Here is a 15,563-nt window from a genome sequence, read left to right as displayed (position 1 = left end):
CAGCATCACCGCCAAGCGCCCCTCTCGACTCCCCATCGCAACTTCCATTCGGAGATTTCCATGAGCAAGAAGCCCGTCCGCGTTGCCGTTACCGGCGCCGCCGGCCAGATCGGTTATGCCCTGCTGTTCCGCATCGCCTCCGGCGAGATGCTGGGCAAGGACCAGCCCGTGATCCTGCAGCTGCTGGAGATCCCCGACGAGAAGGCCCAGAAGGCCCTCAAGGGCGTGATGATGGAACTGGAAGACTGCGCGTTCCCGCTGCTGGCCGGCATGGAAGCGCACGGCGACGCGATGACGGCCTTCAAGGACACCGACTACGCGCTGCTGGTCGGCGCCCGCCCGCGCGGCCCCGGCATGGAGCGCAAGGACCTGCTGTCCGCCAACGCGGCGATCTTCACCGCCCAGGGCAAGGCCCTCGACAAGGTGGCCTCGCGCAACGTCAAGGTGCTGGTCGTCGGCAATCCCGCCAACACCAACGCCTACATCGCGATGAAGAGCGCGCCCAGCCTGCCGCGCAAGAACTTCACCGCCATGCTCCGCCTGGACCACAACCGCGCGCTGTCGCAGGTCGCCGCCAAGACCGGCAAGCCGGTCGCCGCGATCAAGAAGCTCACCGTGTGGGGCAACCACTCGCCGACCATGTACGCCGACTACCGCTTCGCCACCATCGACGGCCAGCCGGTCAAGGACATGATCAACGACCAGGAGTGGAACAAGAACACCTTCCTGCCCACGGTGGGCAAGCGCGGCGCCGCCATCATCGAGGCGCGCGGCCTGTCGTCCGCCGCTTCGGCCGCCAACGCCGCCATCGACCACATGCGCGACTGGGCCCTGGGCTCCAACGGCGAGTGGGTCACCATGGGCATCCCGTCGGACGGCCAGTACGGCATCCCGAAGGACGTCATGTTCGGCTTCCCGGTCACCACGCAGAACGGCGAGTACAAGCTGGTGGAAGGCCTGGAGATCGACGCCTTTTCGCAGGAACGCATCAACCTCACGCTCAAGGAACTGCAGGAAGAGCAGGCCGGGGTCGCGCACCTCCTTTGAGGTGCGCTCCGGTCGGGCGTTGAGCGTCGAGCGTTCAGCGTCCTGACACCCGCCCGACGCCCAACGCCAACGCCCAACGCTCAACCACGAACGTGCAGCATCCCCGCACCATCCTCCTCGGCGCCCAGGCGCGCACCGGCACCATCCCGGTGTGCGACCACTACAGCGGCGTCGAGGCGCGCATGCGCAAGAGCCTGCAGCTCCAGCAGGAGATGACGCAGGAGTTCGGCGCCTGCGTGTTCGACGTCACCCTCGACTGCGAAGATGGCGCGCCGGTGGGCGGCGAGGCGGAGCATGCGGCGCTGGTGGTCGAACTCGCGCTGGGCGCGCGACCCGATGCGCGCGTGGCCGTGCGCGTGCATCCGGTCGACCATCCCGCGTTCGAGAGCGACATCGCCACCATCGCGGGCCAGGCCGGCCACCGGCTGGTGCACGTCATGCTGCCGAAGGTGGAGCGGCCCGAGGACATCGAGCGCGCCGCCCGCGCCCTCGATGCGGCGGGCGCCATGGGCCTGCCGCTGCAAGGCCTGATCGAATCGCCGGCGGCCGTCCACCGCGCCTTCGACATCGCGGCGCACCCGCGCATCCAGTCCCTCAGCTTCGGGCTGATGGACTTCGTCTCGGCCCATGGCGGCGCGATCCCGTCGGAGGGCATGGGCGTGCAGGGCCAGTTCACGCACCCGCTGGTGGTGCGCGCGAAGCTGGAAATCTCGTCGGCCTGCCATGCGCACGGCAAGGTGCCGTCGCACGGTGTCGTCACCGAGTTCCGCGACGAACGGTCGTTCCGCGCCGCGGCGTCGCGCGCAGCCAACGAGTTCGGTTACACACGGATGTGGAGCATCCACCCGGACCAGATCCGGTCCATCGTGGAATTGTTCGCACCCTCGAAAAACGAAATACACAAGGCGTCACAACTTCTGCGAGCCGCAGAGCGGGCAGGTTGGGCGCCGATCAGCTTCGACGGCAAACTCGAGGACAGGGCGAGCTACCGCTACTACTGGCAGGTCCTGGAAAGGGCCCACCAGACCGGGCGACCGCTCCCCGAAGAAGCGCGCGAATGGTTCGCGCGCTCCCAGTCCAACGGAGAGACTCCATGAAGTTGCTGATTGCCTCGCTCGTCACTGCCCTGTTCGCCGCCGGCGCCTTCGCGCAGACGCCGGCGGGGTCCGCCGACAAGGCGCACGCGAAGAAGCCGGTTTCCGCCAAGAAGGTACCGCCGGCAACCAAGCGCCAGGCGATCGAGGAAGCCACGCCCACCGAAGATGCGGATCCGTCCGAGAAGCTGAACGCCGCGGAACTCGAGATCGCCAAGCGCGTGCACACCGGCGAGATCCAGTGCGAGCTGGGCCAGAAGGTGAGCATCAAGCCGATGAAGCGCGATGGATTCTTCTTCGTCTCGCGCGGCGTCTACAAGTACGTGATGCACCCGGTGGAGAGCCGTACCGGCGCCATCCGCCTCGAGGATCCCGCCCGCGGCGCCCTGTGGCTGCAGCTCGGGAACAAGTCGATGCTGATGAACCAGAAGGAAGGCAAGCGCCTTGCCGACGACTGCGTCAGCCCCGAACAGGCCGACTTCGCCAGGAACATGAAGCCCGTGAACCTGCTGGAGCCGGGCAAATGAAGACCCCTTAACCGTCACTGAGAGACCCCATGTTGCAAGCCTACGTTGAACACGTTGCCGAGCGCGCTGCGCTCGGTATCCCGCCGCTGCCGCTGTCGGCCAAGCAGACCGCTGACGTGATCGAACTGATCAAGTCCGCCCCCGCGAAGGAAGAAGGCTTCCTGCTGGACCTGCTGACCCACCGCGTGCCGCCGGGCGTGGACGACGCCGCCAAGGTCAAGGCCAGCTTCCTGGCCGCGGTTGCACATGGGGATCTCGCGGTCAACGCGATCGACAAGGCCAAGGCCACCGAGCTGCTCGGCACCATGGTCGGCGGCTACAACGTCAAGCCGCTGATCGACCTGCTGGACGACCCGCAGGTGGCGCAGATCGCCGCCGACGGCCTGAAGAAGACGCTGCTGATGTTCGACTACTTCCACGACGTCGCCGAGAAGGCGAAGGCGGGGAACAGGTTCGCCACCGAAGTGATCCAGTCCTGGGCCGAGGCCGAGTGGTTCACCAGCCGGCCCGAAGTGGCGCAGAAGATCACGGTCACCGTGTTCAAGGTGCCCGGCGAAACCAACACCGACGACCTCTCGCCCGCGCCCGATGCGTGGTCGCGCCCCGACATCCCGCTGCACACCCTGGCGATGCTGAAGAACAGCCGCCCCGGCGCGGCGTTCAAGCCGGAAGAAGAGGGCAAGCGCGGCCCCATGCAATTCATCGAGGACCTCAAGGCCAAGGGCCACCAGGTCGCCTACGTCGGCGACGTGGTCGGCACGGGTTCCTCGCGCAAGTCCGCCACCAACAGCGTGATCTGGGCCACCGGCCAGGACATCCCCTTCGTGCCGAACAAGCGCTTCGGCGGCGTCACGCTGGGCGGCAAGATCGCCCCCATCTTCTACAACACGCAGGAAGACTCCGGCGCGCTGCCGATCGAAGTCGACGTCGCGCAGTTCGAGATGGGCGACGTGATCGACATCTTCCCCTACGAGGGCACGATCGAGAAGGACGGCAAGGTGGTCTCGCGCTTCGCGCTGAAGTCCGACGTGCTGTTCGACGAAGTGCGCGCCGGCGGCCGCATCAACCTGATCATCGGCCGCTCGCTGACGGCCAGCGCGCGCCAGTTCCTGGGCCTGGGCGCCTCCACCACCTTCCGCCTGCCCAAGGCCCCGGTCGATTCGGGCAAGGGCTTCACCCTGGCGCAGAAGATGGTCGGCCGCGCCTGCGGCCTGCCCGAAGGCAAGGGCGTGCGGCCCGGCACCTACTGCGAGCCGCGCATGACCACCGTGGGTTCGCAGGACACCACGGGCCCCATGACCCGCGACGAGCTGAAGGACCTGGCCTGCCTGGGCTTCTCGGCCGACATGGTGATGCAGTCCTTCTGCCACACCGCCGCCTACCCGAAGCCGGTGGACGTGAAGACGCACCGCGAGCTGCCCGCGTTCATCTCCAACCGCGGCGGCGTCGCCCTGCGCCCCGGTGACGGCGTGATCCACTCGTGGCTCAACCGCCTGCTGCTGCCGGACACGGTCGGCACCGGCGGCGACAGCCACACGCGCTTCCCGATCGGCATTTCCTTCCCGGCCGGCTCCGGCCTGGTGGCCTTCGCAGCGGCCACGGGCGTGATGCCCCTGGACATGCCCGAGTCCGTGCTGGTGCGCTTCGAGGGCGAGATGCAGCCCGGCATCACGCTGCGCGACCTGGTGCACGCGATCCCCTTCTATGCGATCCAGCAGGGCCTGCTGACCGTCGCCAAGGAGAACAAGAAGAACGTCTTCTCCGGCCGCGTGCTGGAGATCGAGGGCCTGCCCAACCTGAAGGTGGAACAGGCCTTCGAACTGTCCGACGCCTCGGCCGAGCGTTCCGCCGCCGGCTGCACGGTGAAGCTGAACCAGGAGCCGGTCGCCGAGTACCTGCAGTCGAACGTGGTCCTGATGAAGAACATGATCGCGCAGGGCTACGTCGACAAGCGCTCGCTGGAGCGCCGCATCCGCGCCGTCGAAGCGTGGCTGGCGAACCCGCAGCTGCTCGAAGCCGACCGCGACGCCGAGTACGCCGCCGTGATCGAGATCGACCTGGCGGAAATCAAGGAACCGCTGCTGTGCTGCCCGAACGACCCGGACGATGTCAAGCCGCTGTCCGTGGTGCAGAACACGAAGATCGACGAAGCCTTCATCGGTTCGTGCATGACCAACATCGGCCACTTCCGTGCCGCCTCCGCGCTGCTGGAAGGCAAGCGGGACATCCCGGTCAAGCTGTGGGTCGCGCCGCCGACCAAGATGGACGCCGAGCAGCTGACCAAGGAAGGCCACTACGCCAACTTCGGCGGCGCCGGCGCCCGGACCGAGATGCCCGGCTGCTCGCTGTGCATGGGCAACCAGGCGCAGGTGCGCGAGGGCGCGACGGTGGTTTCCACCTCCACCCGCAACTTCCCGAACCGCCTGGGCAAGAATACGCAGGTGTTCCTGGCCTCGGCAGAACTGGCAGCGATCGCCTCGAAGCTGGGCCGCCTGCCCACGGTGGCCGAGTACGCCGCCGACATGGGCGTGATCAACCAGCAGGGCGACAAGGTGTACCGCTACATGAACTTCGACCAGATCGCGGAATATGCGGACGCGGCGAAGGAAGTGGCGGTCTGATCTGGCAACCCTGTAGGCTGGCGGTGGAGCGAAGCGAAACCCCAGCGCTGGAAAAAGCGGCCCGCGGGCCGCTTTTTCCTTGGCTTCTCCAGCCTTAGCGCAGCGCCTTGTAGCGCTCCAGCTCGCGCATCTGCGTACTGCTCAGGCCGGCCAGCGACTGGCTCGACATGGAGTAGCTCGCCGGCCCGGCGCCCATGGACCTCGTGTCCGTCACCGCCACGCCGCTCTGCGTGCCGGGCTTGCCCTGCCGGGGCGTGCCGGACAGCGCGACCTCGCTGCTGAGGGCCGCATTGCCCTGGATGTCGGTCGCCGTCTTGGCGGCCGCCGGCGTCGCGACCGTGGAGCCGCTGGTCCCTGCCCCGATCACGGCCTGCTGTGCGGAAGCGAGCGCCGCGGCCCCGCCAAGGGCGCCCGCGACCACGACCAGCTGGAATTTGCGGAAGTTCATCTTTGCCTCCTTCGGATGATCTTCCATCGATATGGGGCAGCATCGGCGCCGGAGGATGCGCGTCACGCGGCAAGCGGTGTGCGTGGCGGCCGACAGACTCACTCGCGGCGGCGCGCCCCCGCGCAATGGCGCAACCGTTAGGATCGCCGCACAACCCCAAGCACAAAAGGCGCAGCGATGTTCCGTTCCTTCTTCCTGCTCCGCCGCTGGTGGCCGTGGTCCATCCTCGGCACGATCCTGATCCTGTTCACCACCTGGTACCGGGTCCAGCTCGACGTGCAGATCAACGACTGGTTCGGCAGCTTCTACGACCTCGTCCAGAAGGCGCTGAGCACCAAGGGAAGCGTGACGCTGCCGCAGTTCTGGGCGCAGCTCTCCACCTTCCTGCACATCGCGATGATCTACATCATCGTCGCCGTGTTCGTCGACTTCTTCGTCAAGCACTACATCTTCCGCTGGCGGCAGGCGATGAACGACTACTACATGCAGTACTGGGAGCGGCTGCGCAAGATCGAGGGCGCCGCGCAGCGCGTGCAGGAGGACACGATGCGCTTCGCCAGCATCATGGAAGGCCTGGGCATCGACCTGGTGCGCAGCGTGATGACGCTCGCGGCCTTCCTGCCGATCCTGTGGACGCTGTCGGACCAGATCACGCAGCTGCCGATCGTCGGCGCCATTCCGCATTCGCTGGTGTGGGTGTCGATCGGCTGGGCCGTGTTCGGAACCGTGCTGCTGGCGTTCACGGGGATCCTGCTGCCCGGCCTGCAGTTCCAGAACCAGCGGCGCGAGGCAGCGTACCGCAAGGAGCTGGTGTACGGCGAGGACGATCCCGCGCGCGCGCAGCAGCCGGTCGTGACGACCCTGTTCAAGGAAGTGCGGCGCAACTACTTTCGCCTCTTCTTCCACTACCTGTACTTCGACGTGGTGAAGTGGTCGTACCTGCAGGTGAGCGTGCTGGTGCCGCTGATCGCGCTGGGCCCGACGGTCGTGGCCGGCGTGATCACGCTGGGCGTGATGCAGCAGATCTCGCGCGCCTTCGACAAGGTGACCGAATCGTTCCAGTACCTCGTGTACAGCTGGAGCACGATCGTGGAGCTGATCTCCGTCTACAAGCGCCTGCGCGCGTTCGAAAGCCGGATCCACGACGCCGACGCGCCGGAGCCGCCGGACGGCGCCCTGCCGGCGCGTACATAGCCCGTTCCGATGATCTGATTCCAGGAAACCACAGCGCGCCAAGGAACGTTTGGCGCGCTGTGCGGCGCCCCTTAGCATGGCTCCATCTGCATGGCGAAATACAGGGAGCGAGGAATGCAAGGGAAGATCTGGGGCAAGGCGGTCGTTGCGGTGGCACTGGGCCTGGCCTGCGCGGCTGCATCGGCGCAGCGCAACGTCGCGGTGTTCGGTTCGGCCGGAACGGGCTTCGGCATCGGCGTCGCGACGCCGCTGACCGAGAGCGTCAACCTGCGGGCCGACGTGATGCTGGGCCGCCTGGACCGTGATTTCAGCACGGACACCATCGATTACGACGGCCGCTTCAAGCTCAGGAACCTGGGCGTGTACGGCGACTGGAGGGCGTTCAACGGATCATTCCGTGCCTCCCTCGGCGCGGTGTACGCGACCACCCGCGCCGACCTGCACGGTGTTCCCCGCAACGGCACCCTCACGATCGGCAATACCACGGTGAACGCCACCGGCGAATCGATCACCGCCACCGCGCGCATGCCGCACCTGCGTCCGTACGTGGGCATCGGCTGGGGCCTGGCCGACCTGAGCCGCCGCGGCTTCACCTGGGGCGTGGACGTGGGCGCCATCATCGGCCGCCCGCGTGTCGACCTGCAAGTCTCGCCGGGGCTGGCGGCTGCCGTTCCGGCCGCGGACATCGAACTGGAGCGGCAGCGCCTGCGCCAGGATGTCCGCAAGCTGCGTGCCGAGCCCGTCCTCAAGCTCAGCGTCGGCTACGTGTTCTGAGTCCCGCCGGTGCGCTGGGCAAGTTCGCGCAGCGCGTCGGCCGTCCGGCGGTCCGCGGGGAAGAAGGTCTCGAGGGCCAGCTCCTGCAAGGTCACGTCCACCGGCGTGCCGAACACCGTCACGGTGCTGATCAAGGCCAGCACGCCCGCATCCGTGCGCAGCTGCAGCGGCATCGCGACGCCCAGCACTTCGCCGGCGAGCCGCGTAGCTTGCGCTTCGGCGGGCACCGGATAGGTCCGCAGCTCCTGCTCCAGCGCCTGCAGCACCGGATCGCCGGTGGCCTGGATCTGTTGGCGCAGCCGCTCCAGCAGGTGATGCCGCCACTGCCCCAGGTTCACGATGCGGGGCGCGACGCCCCCTGGGTGCAGGCTCAGGCGCAGCACGTTCACCGGCGGCTGCAGCAGGGCGGGTGCCGCGCCGGCCAGCAGGTGCGGCACCATGGCATTGGCGGCCACCAGGTTCCAGTGGCGGTCCACCGCGAGGGCGGGATGGGGCTCGTGGCTGCGCAGGATGCACTGCACCGCCTCGCGCGCGGCCGAGAGCGCCGGATCGTCCAGCGGCCGCTCGCGGTACATGGGCGCGTAGCCGGCCGCCACCAGCAGCGCGTTGCGCTCCCGCAGCGGCACGTCGAGCCGTTCCGCCAGCCGCAACACCATCTCCCGGCTCGGGCTGGAGCGCCCCGTTTCGACGAAGCTCAGGTGCCGGGTCGAGATCTCCGCCTCGCTGGCCAGCTCGAGCTGGCTCATGCGCCGCCGCAGCCGCCAGTCGCGCAGGTGTTCGCCGAAGGGGCGCATCCCGCTGGCGGCAGGCGGAGCGACGCGGAGGTCCATGGCGCATGGTAGATGCGCCGCGTGCTCGTTTCCATCACCCGCACGGTTGACCCCGCCGGCATGGGCGTGGATCCTCATCTTGTATGCTGGCAGGCCCGGGCGCGTGGCGCCTGCCTGCTTCCTGCGAGAGAGAGAAGAGATCCGATGAGCCGCGTTTTCAATTTCAGTGCCGGTCCCGCCGTGCTGCCCGAACCCGTCCTGCGCCAGGCCGCCGACGAAATGCTGGACTGGCACGGCAGCGGCATGTCGGTCATGGAGATGAGCCACCGCGGCAAGGAATTCATCTCCATCCACGCGCAGACGGAAGCCACCTTGCGCGAGCTGATGGACATCCCGGCCGACTACAAGGTGCTGTTCATGCAGGGTGGCGCGATCGGCGAGAACGCCATCGTGCCGATGAACCTGATCGGCCGCACCGGCCGTGCCGACTACGTGCTGACCGGCGACTGGTCGAAGAAGTCGCACAAGGAAGCGAAGACCTATGGCCAGGTCCAAGTCGCGGCCACGGCGGAGTCGAGCAAGTTCACCGCCATCCCGAAGCAGGCCGAGTGGAAGCTCGATCCTGGCGCGGCCTACGTGCACATCTGCTCCAACGAGACGATCGGCGGCGTGCAGTTCCACTGGACGCCCGACACCGGCAGCGTGCCGCTGGTGGCCGACATGTCGTCCGACATCCTTTCGCGGGCGATCGACGTGCGCAAGTACGGGCTGATCTACGCCGGCGCGCAGAAGAACATGGGCCCTTCGGGTCTCACCGTGGTGATCGTGCGCCAGGACCTGCTGGGGCACGCGCTGCCGATCACCCCCACGGCGTTCAACTACAAGTTGCAGGCCGAGGCCGATTCCATGTACAACACCCCGCCGACGTACGCCATCTACATCGCGGGCCTGGTGTTCCAGCACGTGAAGAAGATGGGCGGCCTGAAGGCCGTGGAGGAGCACAACCGCGCCAAGGCGAAGCTCCTGTACGACCTGCTCGATGCCAGCAGCTTCTATCGCAACGGCATTGCCCGGGAGGATCGCTCGCTCATGAACGTGCCGTTCTGGCTGAAGGACGAAACGAAGAACGAGGCCTTCCTCAAGGGGGCCGAGGCGCGCGGGATGTTGCAGCTCAAGGGCCATCGCTCCGTGGGCGGCATGCGCGCTTCGATCTACAACGCCATGCCGATCGAAGGCGTGCAGGCCCTGGTGCAGTACATGAAGGAATTCGAGTCCCAGCATGGCTGATCGCGCCGCCTTCGCGGTCCTGGTGCTGAACCAGATCTCGAAGGCGGGACTGGAGCGCCTGCCCGCCGAGCGCTACGCGATCGGCAAGGACATCGCACAGCCCGACGCGATCCTGGTGCGTTCCGCGGACATGCACGCGATGGAGATCCCGGCCTCCGTGCAGGCCATCGCCCGCGCCGGTGCCGGGACCAACAACATCCCGGTGCGTGCGCTCGATGCGCGCGGCGTGCCGGTGTTCAACGCGCCGGGCGGCAATGCCAACGCAGTGAAGGAACTGGTGCTCGCCGGCATGCTGATGGCCGCGCGCAACCTCGGTGCGGCGCAGCGCTTCGTGGCCGCCATCGATGCGAAGCAGGCCGGTCTCGACCGCTTGATCGAGGAGGGCAAGAAGCCCTTCGCCGGCTTCGAGCTGTGCAGCCGGACGCTGGGCGTGATCGGCCTGGGCAAGGTCGGCTGCCTGGTCGCCGATGCGGCGATCAAGCTGGGCATGCAGGTGCTGGGCTTCGACCCCGAGATCACGGTCGATGCCGCCTGGAGCCTGCCTTCGCAGGTGCAGCGCGCCGCCAGCGTGGAAGACGTCCTGCGCAACGCGCAACTGGTGACGCTGCACGTGCCGCTGCTCGCCGCGACGCGCCACCTCGTGAAGGCGCAGAACCTGCGCCTGATGCGCCCCGACAGCGTGCTGCTGAATTTCTCGCGCGAGGGTGTCGTCGACGACGCGGCGGTGGTGGCCGCGCTGGACGCGGGGCAACTCGGAAGCTATGTCTGCGACTTCCCCAACGCCGCGATCCTGGGCCATCCCCGCGTGATCGCGCTGCCGCACCTGGGCGCCTCCACGCGCGAGGCCGAAGACAACTGCGCGCGCATGGTGGCCGACCAGCTGCGCGACTTCCTGGAACACGGCAACATCCGCAACGCCGTCAACTTCCCCGAAGTGAGCATGGCGCGCGGCTCCAACTGGCGCGTCGCGATCGCCAACGCCAACGTGCCGAACATGCTCGGACAGATCTCCACCGCGATGGCCGAGGGCGGATTGAACATCCACAACATGGTCAACAAGTCGCGCGGCGACATGGCGTACACGCTGGTGGATGTCGACAGCGCGGTCGATGCGTCGGTGCTGGAAAGGATCCGCGCCATCGAGGGTGTGCTGGCGGTGCGCTACCTGCCGCTCACCTGACGCGAGGGCGCGTTTACCTCAAGCTCTCGTCTGGCGGCACAATGCCGCAAAGCAACAACGAGAGGTCCGAGAATGGCGCACGCGTTCCCAGAAACACTCCAGAGCTTCAAGGCCGGGCGTGGTCTCGAAGGAAAGTTCTATTCCCTTCCCGCGCTTGCCCATCATTACCCGCAGGTGAAACGCCTGCCGGTCTCCATGCGCATCGTGCTCGAGTCGGTGCTGCGCAACTGCGACGGCCGCAAGATCACGGCCGAGCACATCGACCAGGTCGCCAACTGGCAGCCCAATGCCGAGCGGACGACGGAGATCCCCTTCACCGTCGCCCGCGTGGTGCTGCAGGACTTCACCGGCGTGCCGCTGCTGGCCGACCTGGCAGCGATGCGCAGCGCGGCGCAGCGCCTGGGCAAGGATGTCGGCCGCATCGAGCCGCTGGTGCCGGTCGACCTCGTGGTCGACCACTCGGTCATGGTCGACCACTACGGCACCCGCGACGCGATCGACCTCAACATGAAGCTGGAGTTCTCGCGCAACCAGGAGCGCTACCAGTTCATGAAGTGGGGCATGCAGGCCTTCGACACCTTCCGCGTGGTGCCCCCCGGCTTCGGCATCATCCACCAGGTGAACCTCGAGTACCTGGCGGGCGGCATCCACCAGCGCGAGGATGGCGTCTGCTACTTCGACTCGCTGGTCGGCACCGACAGCCACACGACCATGATCAACGGCATCGGCGTGGTGGGCTGGGGCGTCGGCGGGATCGAGGGCGAAGCGGCCATGCTGGGGCAGCCGGTCTACTTCCTCACGCCGGACGTGGTCGGCTTCGAGCTCTCGGGCGAGTTGCGCGAAGGCTGCACGGCCACCGACCTGGTGCTCACCATCACCGAACTGCTGCGCAAGCACAAGGTGGTCGGCAAGTTCGTCGAGTTCTACGGGGCAGGCACGCGGGCCCTCGCGGTGCCGGACCGCGCGACCATCGCCAACATGGCGCCCGAGTACGGCGCCACGATGGGCTTCTTCCCGGTGGACGAGCGCACGCTCGACTACTTCGAGGGCACCGGCCGCAGCAAGGAGCAGGTGAAGATGCTCGAGGCCTACTTCAAGGCCCAGGGCCTGTTCGGCGTGCCGATGCCGGGCGAGATCGACTATTCCACCGTGGTGCGGCTGGACCTCGGCGACGTGGTGCCCAGCCTCTCGGGCCCCAAGCGTCCGCAGGACCGCATCGAGATCGGCAAGGTCGCCAGCACCTTCCGCAGCCTGTTCTCGAAACCCGTGTCGGAGAACGGCTTCAACCAGCCCGAGGAGATGCTGCTCACGCGGCACCTGATCGACAAGCCGGACACCGCCGACGACCGCACGACGGACAACCCGCCGACGCCGCTGGCGGCCCCGCGCTTCGAGATGGAAATGGAGGCGAACAAGCCGACGCTGACGGCGGCGCACGCGAAGTCGGTGCCGCCGGTGGAAGTCGGCGACATCGCGATCGGCAACGGCGACGTGCTGATCGCGGCCATCACGAGCTGCACCAACACCTCGAACCCCGGCGTGCTGCTCGCCGCCGGCCTGCTGGCGAAGAAGGCCGTGGAGAAGGGCCTGAAGGTCAAGCCGCACATCAAGACCTCGCTGGCGCCCGGCTCGCGCATGGTCACGGAGTACCTGCGGGATGCGAAGCTGCTGCCCTACCTGGAGGAGCTGGGCTTCACGCTCGCGGGCTACGGCTGCACCACCTGCATCGGCAACTCCGGCGACCTCACGCCCGAGATCAACGACGCCATCGCGCAAAGCGACCTGGTGTGCGCCGCCGTGCTTTCCGGCAACCGCAATTTCGAAGCGCGCATCCACCCGAACATCAAGGCCAACTTCCTCGCCAGCCCGCCGCTGGTGGTGGCGTACGCGATCGCCGGCACCATGCTGCGCGACCTGATGACGGAGCCGGTGGGCCAGGGCAAGGACGGCAAGGATGTCTGGCTCGGGGACATCTGGCCCTCCAGCGACGAAATCCACAAGCTGATGAAGTACGCGATGAACCCCAAGGGCTATCGCGCCAGCTACGGCAAGGTCAAGAGCGACCCGGGCAAGTTGTGGGAAAACATCCAGGGTGTCTCCGGCGATACCTACGACTGGCCGGAAAGCACGTACATCGCCGAGCCGCCGTTCTTCGAGGGCTTCGGGCTCGAGGCGCCCGGCTCGGAGGCCGGGGCCGCGGCGGGCACGGCGGCCCCCGTCGCAGTGCGCGACGCGCGCATCATGGCGCTGTTCGGCGACTCGATCACCACCGACCACATCTCGCCCGCCGGCTCCATCAAGGAGAACTCGCCGGCCGGCCGGTGGCTGCTGGAGCACGGCGTGAAGAAGACCGACTTCAACAGCTACGGCTCGCGCCGCGGCAACCACGAGGTGATGATGCGCGGCACCTTCGCCAACGTGCGCATCAAGAACCTGATGCTGCCGCCTGGCCCCGACGGCTCGCGCGAGGAAGGCGGCCTGACGCTCTACCGCGACGCGCAGGGCAACGCGGAGCAGATGTTCATCTACGACGCCGCGATGAAGTACATGGCCGAAGGCCGGCCGACGGTGATCTTCGCCGGCGAGGAATACGGCACCGGCTCGTCACGCGACTGGGCGGCCAAGGGCACGCAGCTGCTGGGCATCAAGGCGGTGGTGGCGCGCAGCTTCGAGCGCATCCACCGCAGCAACCTGGTGGGCATGGGCGTGCTGCCCTTGCAGTTCACGGGGGACATGAGCTGGCAGTCGCTGGGCCTCACGGGCGAGGAACTGGTCGACATCGAGGTGGACCCGCAGCTCAGGCCGCAAAGCCAGGCCGCACTGATCATCAAGCACCCGAACGGCGACTGCCGTGAAGTCAAGCTGATGCTGCGCATCGACACGCCGATCGAGACGGACTACTACCGGCACGGCGGGATCCTCCCCTACGTGCTGCGGCAACTGCTGGCGGGGTGACGCAAGAGGTCCTGATCTGCGGCGGCGGCATCGGCGGGCTCGCGGCCGCGGTGGCGGCCCGGCGCGCCGGCTGGGAGGCGCGCCTGTTCGAGCAGGCGGAGGTCTTCTCCGAAGTCGGCGCGGGCATCCAGCTCGGGCCCAACGCGACCCGCATCCTGCGCGAATGGGAGCTGCTGCAAGGCGAGCTGGGGCAGCAGGCGGTGGCTCCGCCGCGCCTGCGCGTGCGCGATGGCACCGATGGTGACGAACTCGGCTTGCTCGAACTGGGCGGGACGATCGCACGGCGCCATGGCGCGCCCTACCTGACCGTGCACCGGGCGGACCTGCAGGGAGCGCTGCTCGCCGCGGCCGAAGCCGCCGGCACGCGCCTGCATCCGGGCTGCCGGGTCGTATCGGCGGAGGCGGTGGATGCGGTGGTGCAGTTGCGCACGACGCGCACCTCGCCGATCGAAGGGGACGCGCTGGTCGTCGCCGACGGCGTGTGGAGCCTGTTGCGCGCCGAGGTGCTGGCCGACGGGCCGCCGCAGCCCACCGGCCACCTGGCGTATCGCGGCCTCGTGCGGCAACAGGACCTTCCCGCCGGGCTGCGCAGCGACGAGGTCACGGTGTGGCTGGCGCCGCGCATGCACCTGGTGACGTATCCGGTGCGGCGCGGCGAATGGCTCAATGCGGTGTGCGTGGTGCAGGGCACGCAGCCTGGCGATCCCCGCGACTGGGATCACGCGGCTTCCCAGGCGCAGCTCGAGGCCGCGCTCGGCCCGGTGTGCAGCGAAGTGCGCGAACGCGTGGCCGCGCTGCCGTCGTGGCGACTGTGGGTGCTGCATGACCGTGCCCCGGTGGCCTCGCCCGACGCGATGGCGCAGGGCCGCATCGCGCTGCTGGGGGATGCCGCGCATCCGATGCGGCCTTACCTGGCGCAGGGTGCGGGCATGGCGATCGAGGATGCGCGAGAGCTGCAGCGCGTGCTGGCGGTGGCCGACGACCGCACGCTCGACGTGCCGACGGCCTTGCGGCGCTACGCCCTGAACCGCTGGCAGCGCGACGCGCAGGTGCAGGAGCGCTCGCGCCGCAACGGCACGATCTTCCATGCCACAGGGCCGCTGCGCATGGCGCGCAATGCGGCGATGAAGATGCTGGGGAGCGGGCTGCTGGACCAGCCGTGGTTGTATGGGAAATAGCGCGCGATTTTCGTAGGCTGGCGGTGAGCGCCGAAGGCCGCGAACCCCAGCGCTTCGCGCATCGCTGGGGTTCGCGCAGCTCACCACCAGCCTACGAGCAGCAGCGAGCCACTCCGGAAACAGCACCCCATCCAGCAACTTGCGCGGGCAGGGCGATCCGCCCGTGCCGCGCTTGATCACGGGGCAGCCGCGCCTGGCGCGCAATGCGGCGATGAAGATGCTGGGGAGCGGGTTGCTGGATCAGCCGTGGTTGCATGGGAAATGAGGCGAGCTCCATCCCGTCATTCCCGCGCAGGCGGGAATCCACCGCCGCTGCGCGGCGGCTCTGGGCCCCGGCGGTCTCAACCCGTCAATGCAACGGTGGATGCCAGCCTTTCGGCTGGTGACTCGAATCCCAAAGTCTCTCTGGGACGTGTATTGAGCTTTCTGGCGACCTGGTCTAGCTGCTCCTGCGTGTACAGAGACAGGTCGTCGGTTCGCTTTAGGTA

12 protein-coding genes and 1 pseudogene are annotated in these 15,563 nt (G+C 67.9%); 10 read left to right on the top strand and 3 right to left on the bottom strand.

Features of this window, described 5'->3' with window-relative positions:
- Window positions 1-60: 60 nt before the first annotated feature.
- From JI746_RS13100 to JI746_RS13085, 4 genes are all read left to right on the top strand, one after another.
- On the top strand, window positions 61-1,047 hold the full coding sequence (locus JI746_RS13100) for a malate dehydrogenase (protein ID WP_201690036.1): 987 nt from the start codon (window positions 61-63) through the stop codon (window positions 1,045-1,047).
- 92 nt (window positions 1,048-1,139) lie between these two features.
- Window positions 1,140-2,144, top strand: a complete 1,005-nt coding sequence (locus JI746_RS13095) for an HpcH/HpaI aldolase/citrate lyase family protein (RefSeq protein WP_330892997.1) — start codon at window positions 1,140-1,142, stop codon at window positions 2,142-2,144.
- Window positions 2,141-2,668 carry a hypothetical protein gene (locus JI746_RS13090; RefSeq protein ID WP_201690035.1) on the top strand — a complete coding sequence of 176 codons (528 nt, stop codon included), beginning with the start codon at window positions 2,141-2,143 and terminating at the stop codon, window positions 2,666-2,668. The genes JI746_RS13095 and JI746_RS13090 overlap by 4 nt, the downstream gene beginning before the upstream one ends.
- A 29-nt stretch (window positions 2,669-2,697) precedes the next feature.
- Window positions 2,698-5,289, top strand: a complete 2,592-nt coding sequence (locus JI746_RS13085) for a bifunctional aconitate hydratase 2/2-methylisocitrate dehydratase (protein WP_201690033.1) — start codon at window positions 2,698-2,700, stop codon at window positions 5,287-5,289.
- Window positions 5,290-5,383: 94 nt separating this feature from the next.
- Here JI746_RS13085 and JI746_RS13080 read toward each other — a convergent pair whose 3' ends face one another.
- Window positions 5,384-5,737 (bottom strand): hypothetical protein, encoded by a 354-nt coding sequence (locus JI746_RS13080; protein ID WP_201690031.1) that lies wholly within the window; start codon window positions 5,735-5,737, stop codon window positions 5,384-5,386.
- Window positions 5,738-5,914: 177 nt separating this feature from the next.
- On the opposite strand from JI746_RS13080, the gene sbmA reads away from it, so the two are divergent.
- A complete protein-coding gene (gene sbmA, locus JI746_RS13075) occupies window positions 5,915-6,931 on the top strand; it encodes a peptide antibiotic transporter SbmA (protein ID WP_201690030.1) in 1,017 nt (338 codons plus the stop codon).
- A 114-nt stretch (window positions 6,932-7,045) separates the two neighbouring features.
- Window positions 7,046-7,705: an autotransporter outer membrane beta-barrel domain-containing protein gene (locus tag JI746_RS13070; RefSeq protein WP_201690029.1), complete on the top strand. Its 660-nt coding sequence runs from the start codon at window positions 7,046-7,048 to the stop codon at window positions 7,703-7,705.
- Here the strand turns inward: JI746_RS13070 and JI746_RS13065 are convergent.
- Entirely contained in the window at window positions 7,693-8,535 is an 843-nt protein-coding gene (locus JI746_RS13065; protein WP_201690028.1) for a helix-turn-helix domain-containing protein, read from the bottom strand. The two genes, JI746_RS13070 and JI746_RS13065, sit on opposite strands and share 13 nt — an antisense overlap.
- Window positions 8,536-8,679: 144 nt before the next feature.
- Between JI746_RS13065 and serC the strand changes: the two genes are divergently transcribed.
- The 4 genes from serC to JI746_RS13045 all read left to right on the top strand — a co-directional run bounded on the left by serC (window position 8,680) and on the right by JI746_RS13045 (window position 15,075).
- Complete coding sequence (gene serC / locus JI746_RS13060; RefSeq protein WP_201690027.1) at window positions 8,680-9,762, top strand: 3-phosphoserine/phosphohydroxythreonine transaminase; 1,083 nt, start codon at window positions 8,680-8,682, stop codon at window positions 9,760-9,762.
- Window positions 9,755-10,942, top strand: coding sequence for a phosphoglycerate dehydrogenase (locus tag JI746_RS13055; protein WP_201690026.1), 1,188 nt, complete (start codon window positions 9,755-9,757; stop codon window positions 10,940-10,942). Before serC ends, JI746_RS13055 begins: the two co-directional genes overlap by 8 nt.
- Window positions 10,943-11,014: 72 nt before the next feature.
- Complete coding sequence (locus JI746_RS13050) at window positions 11,015-13,897, top strand: aconitate hydratase (RefSeq protein WP_201690025.1); 2,883 nt, start codon at window positions 11,015-11,017, stop codon at window positions 13,895-13,897.
- Entirely contained in the window at window positions 13,894-15,075 is a 1,182-nt protein-coding gene (locus JI746_RS13045) for an FAD-dependent monooxygenase (RefSeq protein WP_201690024.1), read from the top strand. Before JI746_RS13050 ends, JI746_RS13045 begins: the two co-directional genes overlap by 4 nt.
- Window positions 15,076-15,416: 341 nt before the next feature.
- Here the strand turns inward: JI746_RS13045 and JI746_RS28420 are convergent.
- Window positions 15,417-15,563 (bottom strand): annotated as a pseudogene (locus JI746_RS28420) (IS30 family transposase); the annotation flags it as partial.

It is taken from the genome of Ramlibacter alkalitolerans, from assembly GCF_016722765.1.
Lineage (GTDB): Bacteria > Pseudomonadota > Gammaproteobacteria > Burkholderiales > Burkholderiaceae_C > Ramlibacter > Ramlibacter alkalitolerans.
This window is presented reverse-complemented; position numbering and strand designations above follow the sequence as displayed.

Bases quoted from the DNA above. Each gene is read 5' to 3' on its own strand.
- JI746_RS13100 (WP_201690036.1), top strand. From the start codon at position 61: ATGAGCAAGAAGCCCGTCCGCGTTGCCGTTACCGGCGCCGCCGGCCAG.
- JI746_RS13090 (WP_201690035.1), top strand. From the start codon at position 2,141: ATGAAGTTGCTGATTGCCTCGCTCGTCACTGCCCTGTTCGCCGCCGGC.
- JI746_RS13085 (WP_201690033.1), top strand. From the start codon at position 2,698: ATGTTGCAAGCCTACGTTGAACACGTTGCCGAGCGCGCTGCGCTCGGT.
- JI746_RS13080 (WP_201690031.1), bottom strand. From the start codon at position 5,737: ATGAACTTCCGCAAATTCCAGCTGGTCGTGGTCGCGGGCGCCCTTGGC.
- sbmA (WP_201690030.1), top strand. From the start codon at position 5,915: ATGTTCCGTTCCTTCTTCCTGCTCCGCCGCTGGTGGCCGTGGTCCATC.
- JI746_RS13070 (WP_201690029.1), top strand. From the start codon at position 7,046: ATGCAAGGGAAGATCTGGGGCAAGGCGGTCGTTGCGGTGGCACTGGGC.
- JI746_RS13065 (WP_201690028.1), bottom strand. From the start codon at position 8,535: ATGGACCTCCGCGTCGCTCCGCCTGCCGCCAGCGGGATGCGCCCCTTC.
- serC (WP_201690027.1), top strand. From the start codon at position 8,680: ATGAGCCGCGTTTTCAATTTCAGTGCCGGTCCCGCCGTGCTGCCCGAA.
- JI746_RS13055 (WP_201690026.1), top strand. From the start codon at position 9,755: ATGGCTGATCGCGCCGCCTTCGCGGTCCTGGTGCTGAACCAGATCTCG.
- JI746_RS13050 (WP_201690025.1), top strand. From the start codon at position 11,015: ATGGCGCACGCGTTCCCAGAAACACTCCAGAGCTTCAAGGCCGGGCGT.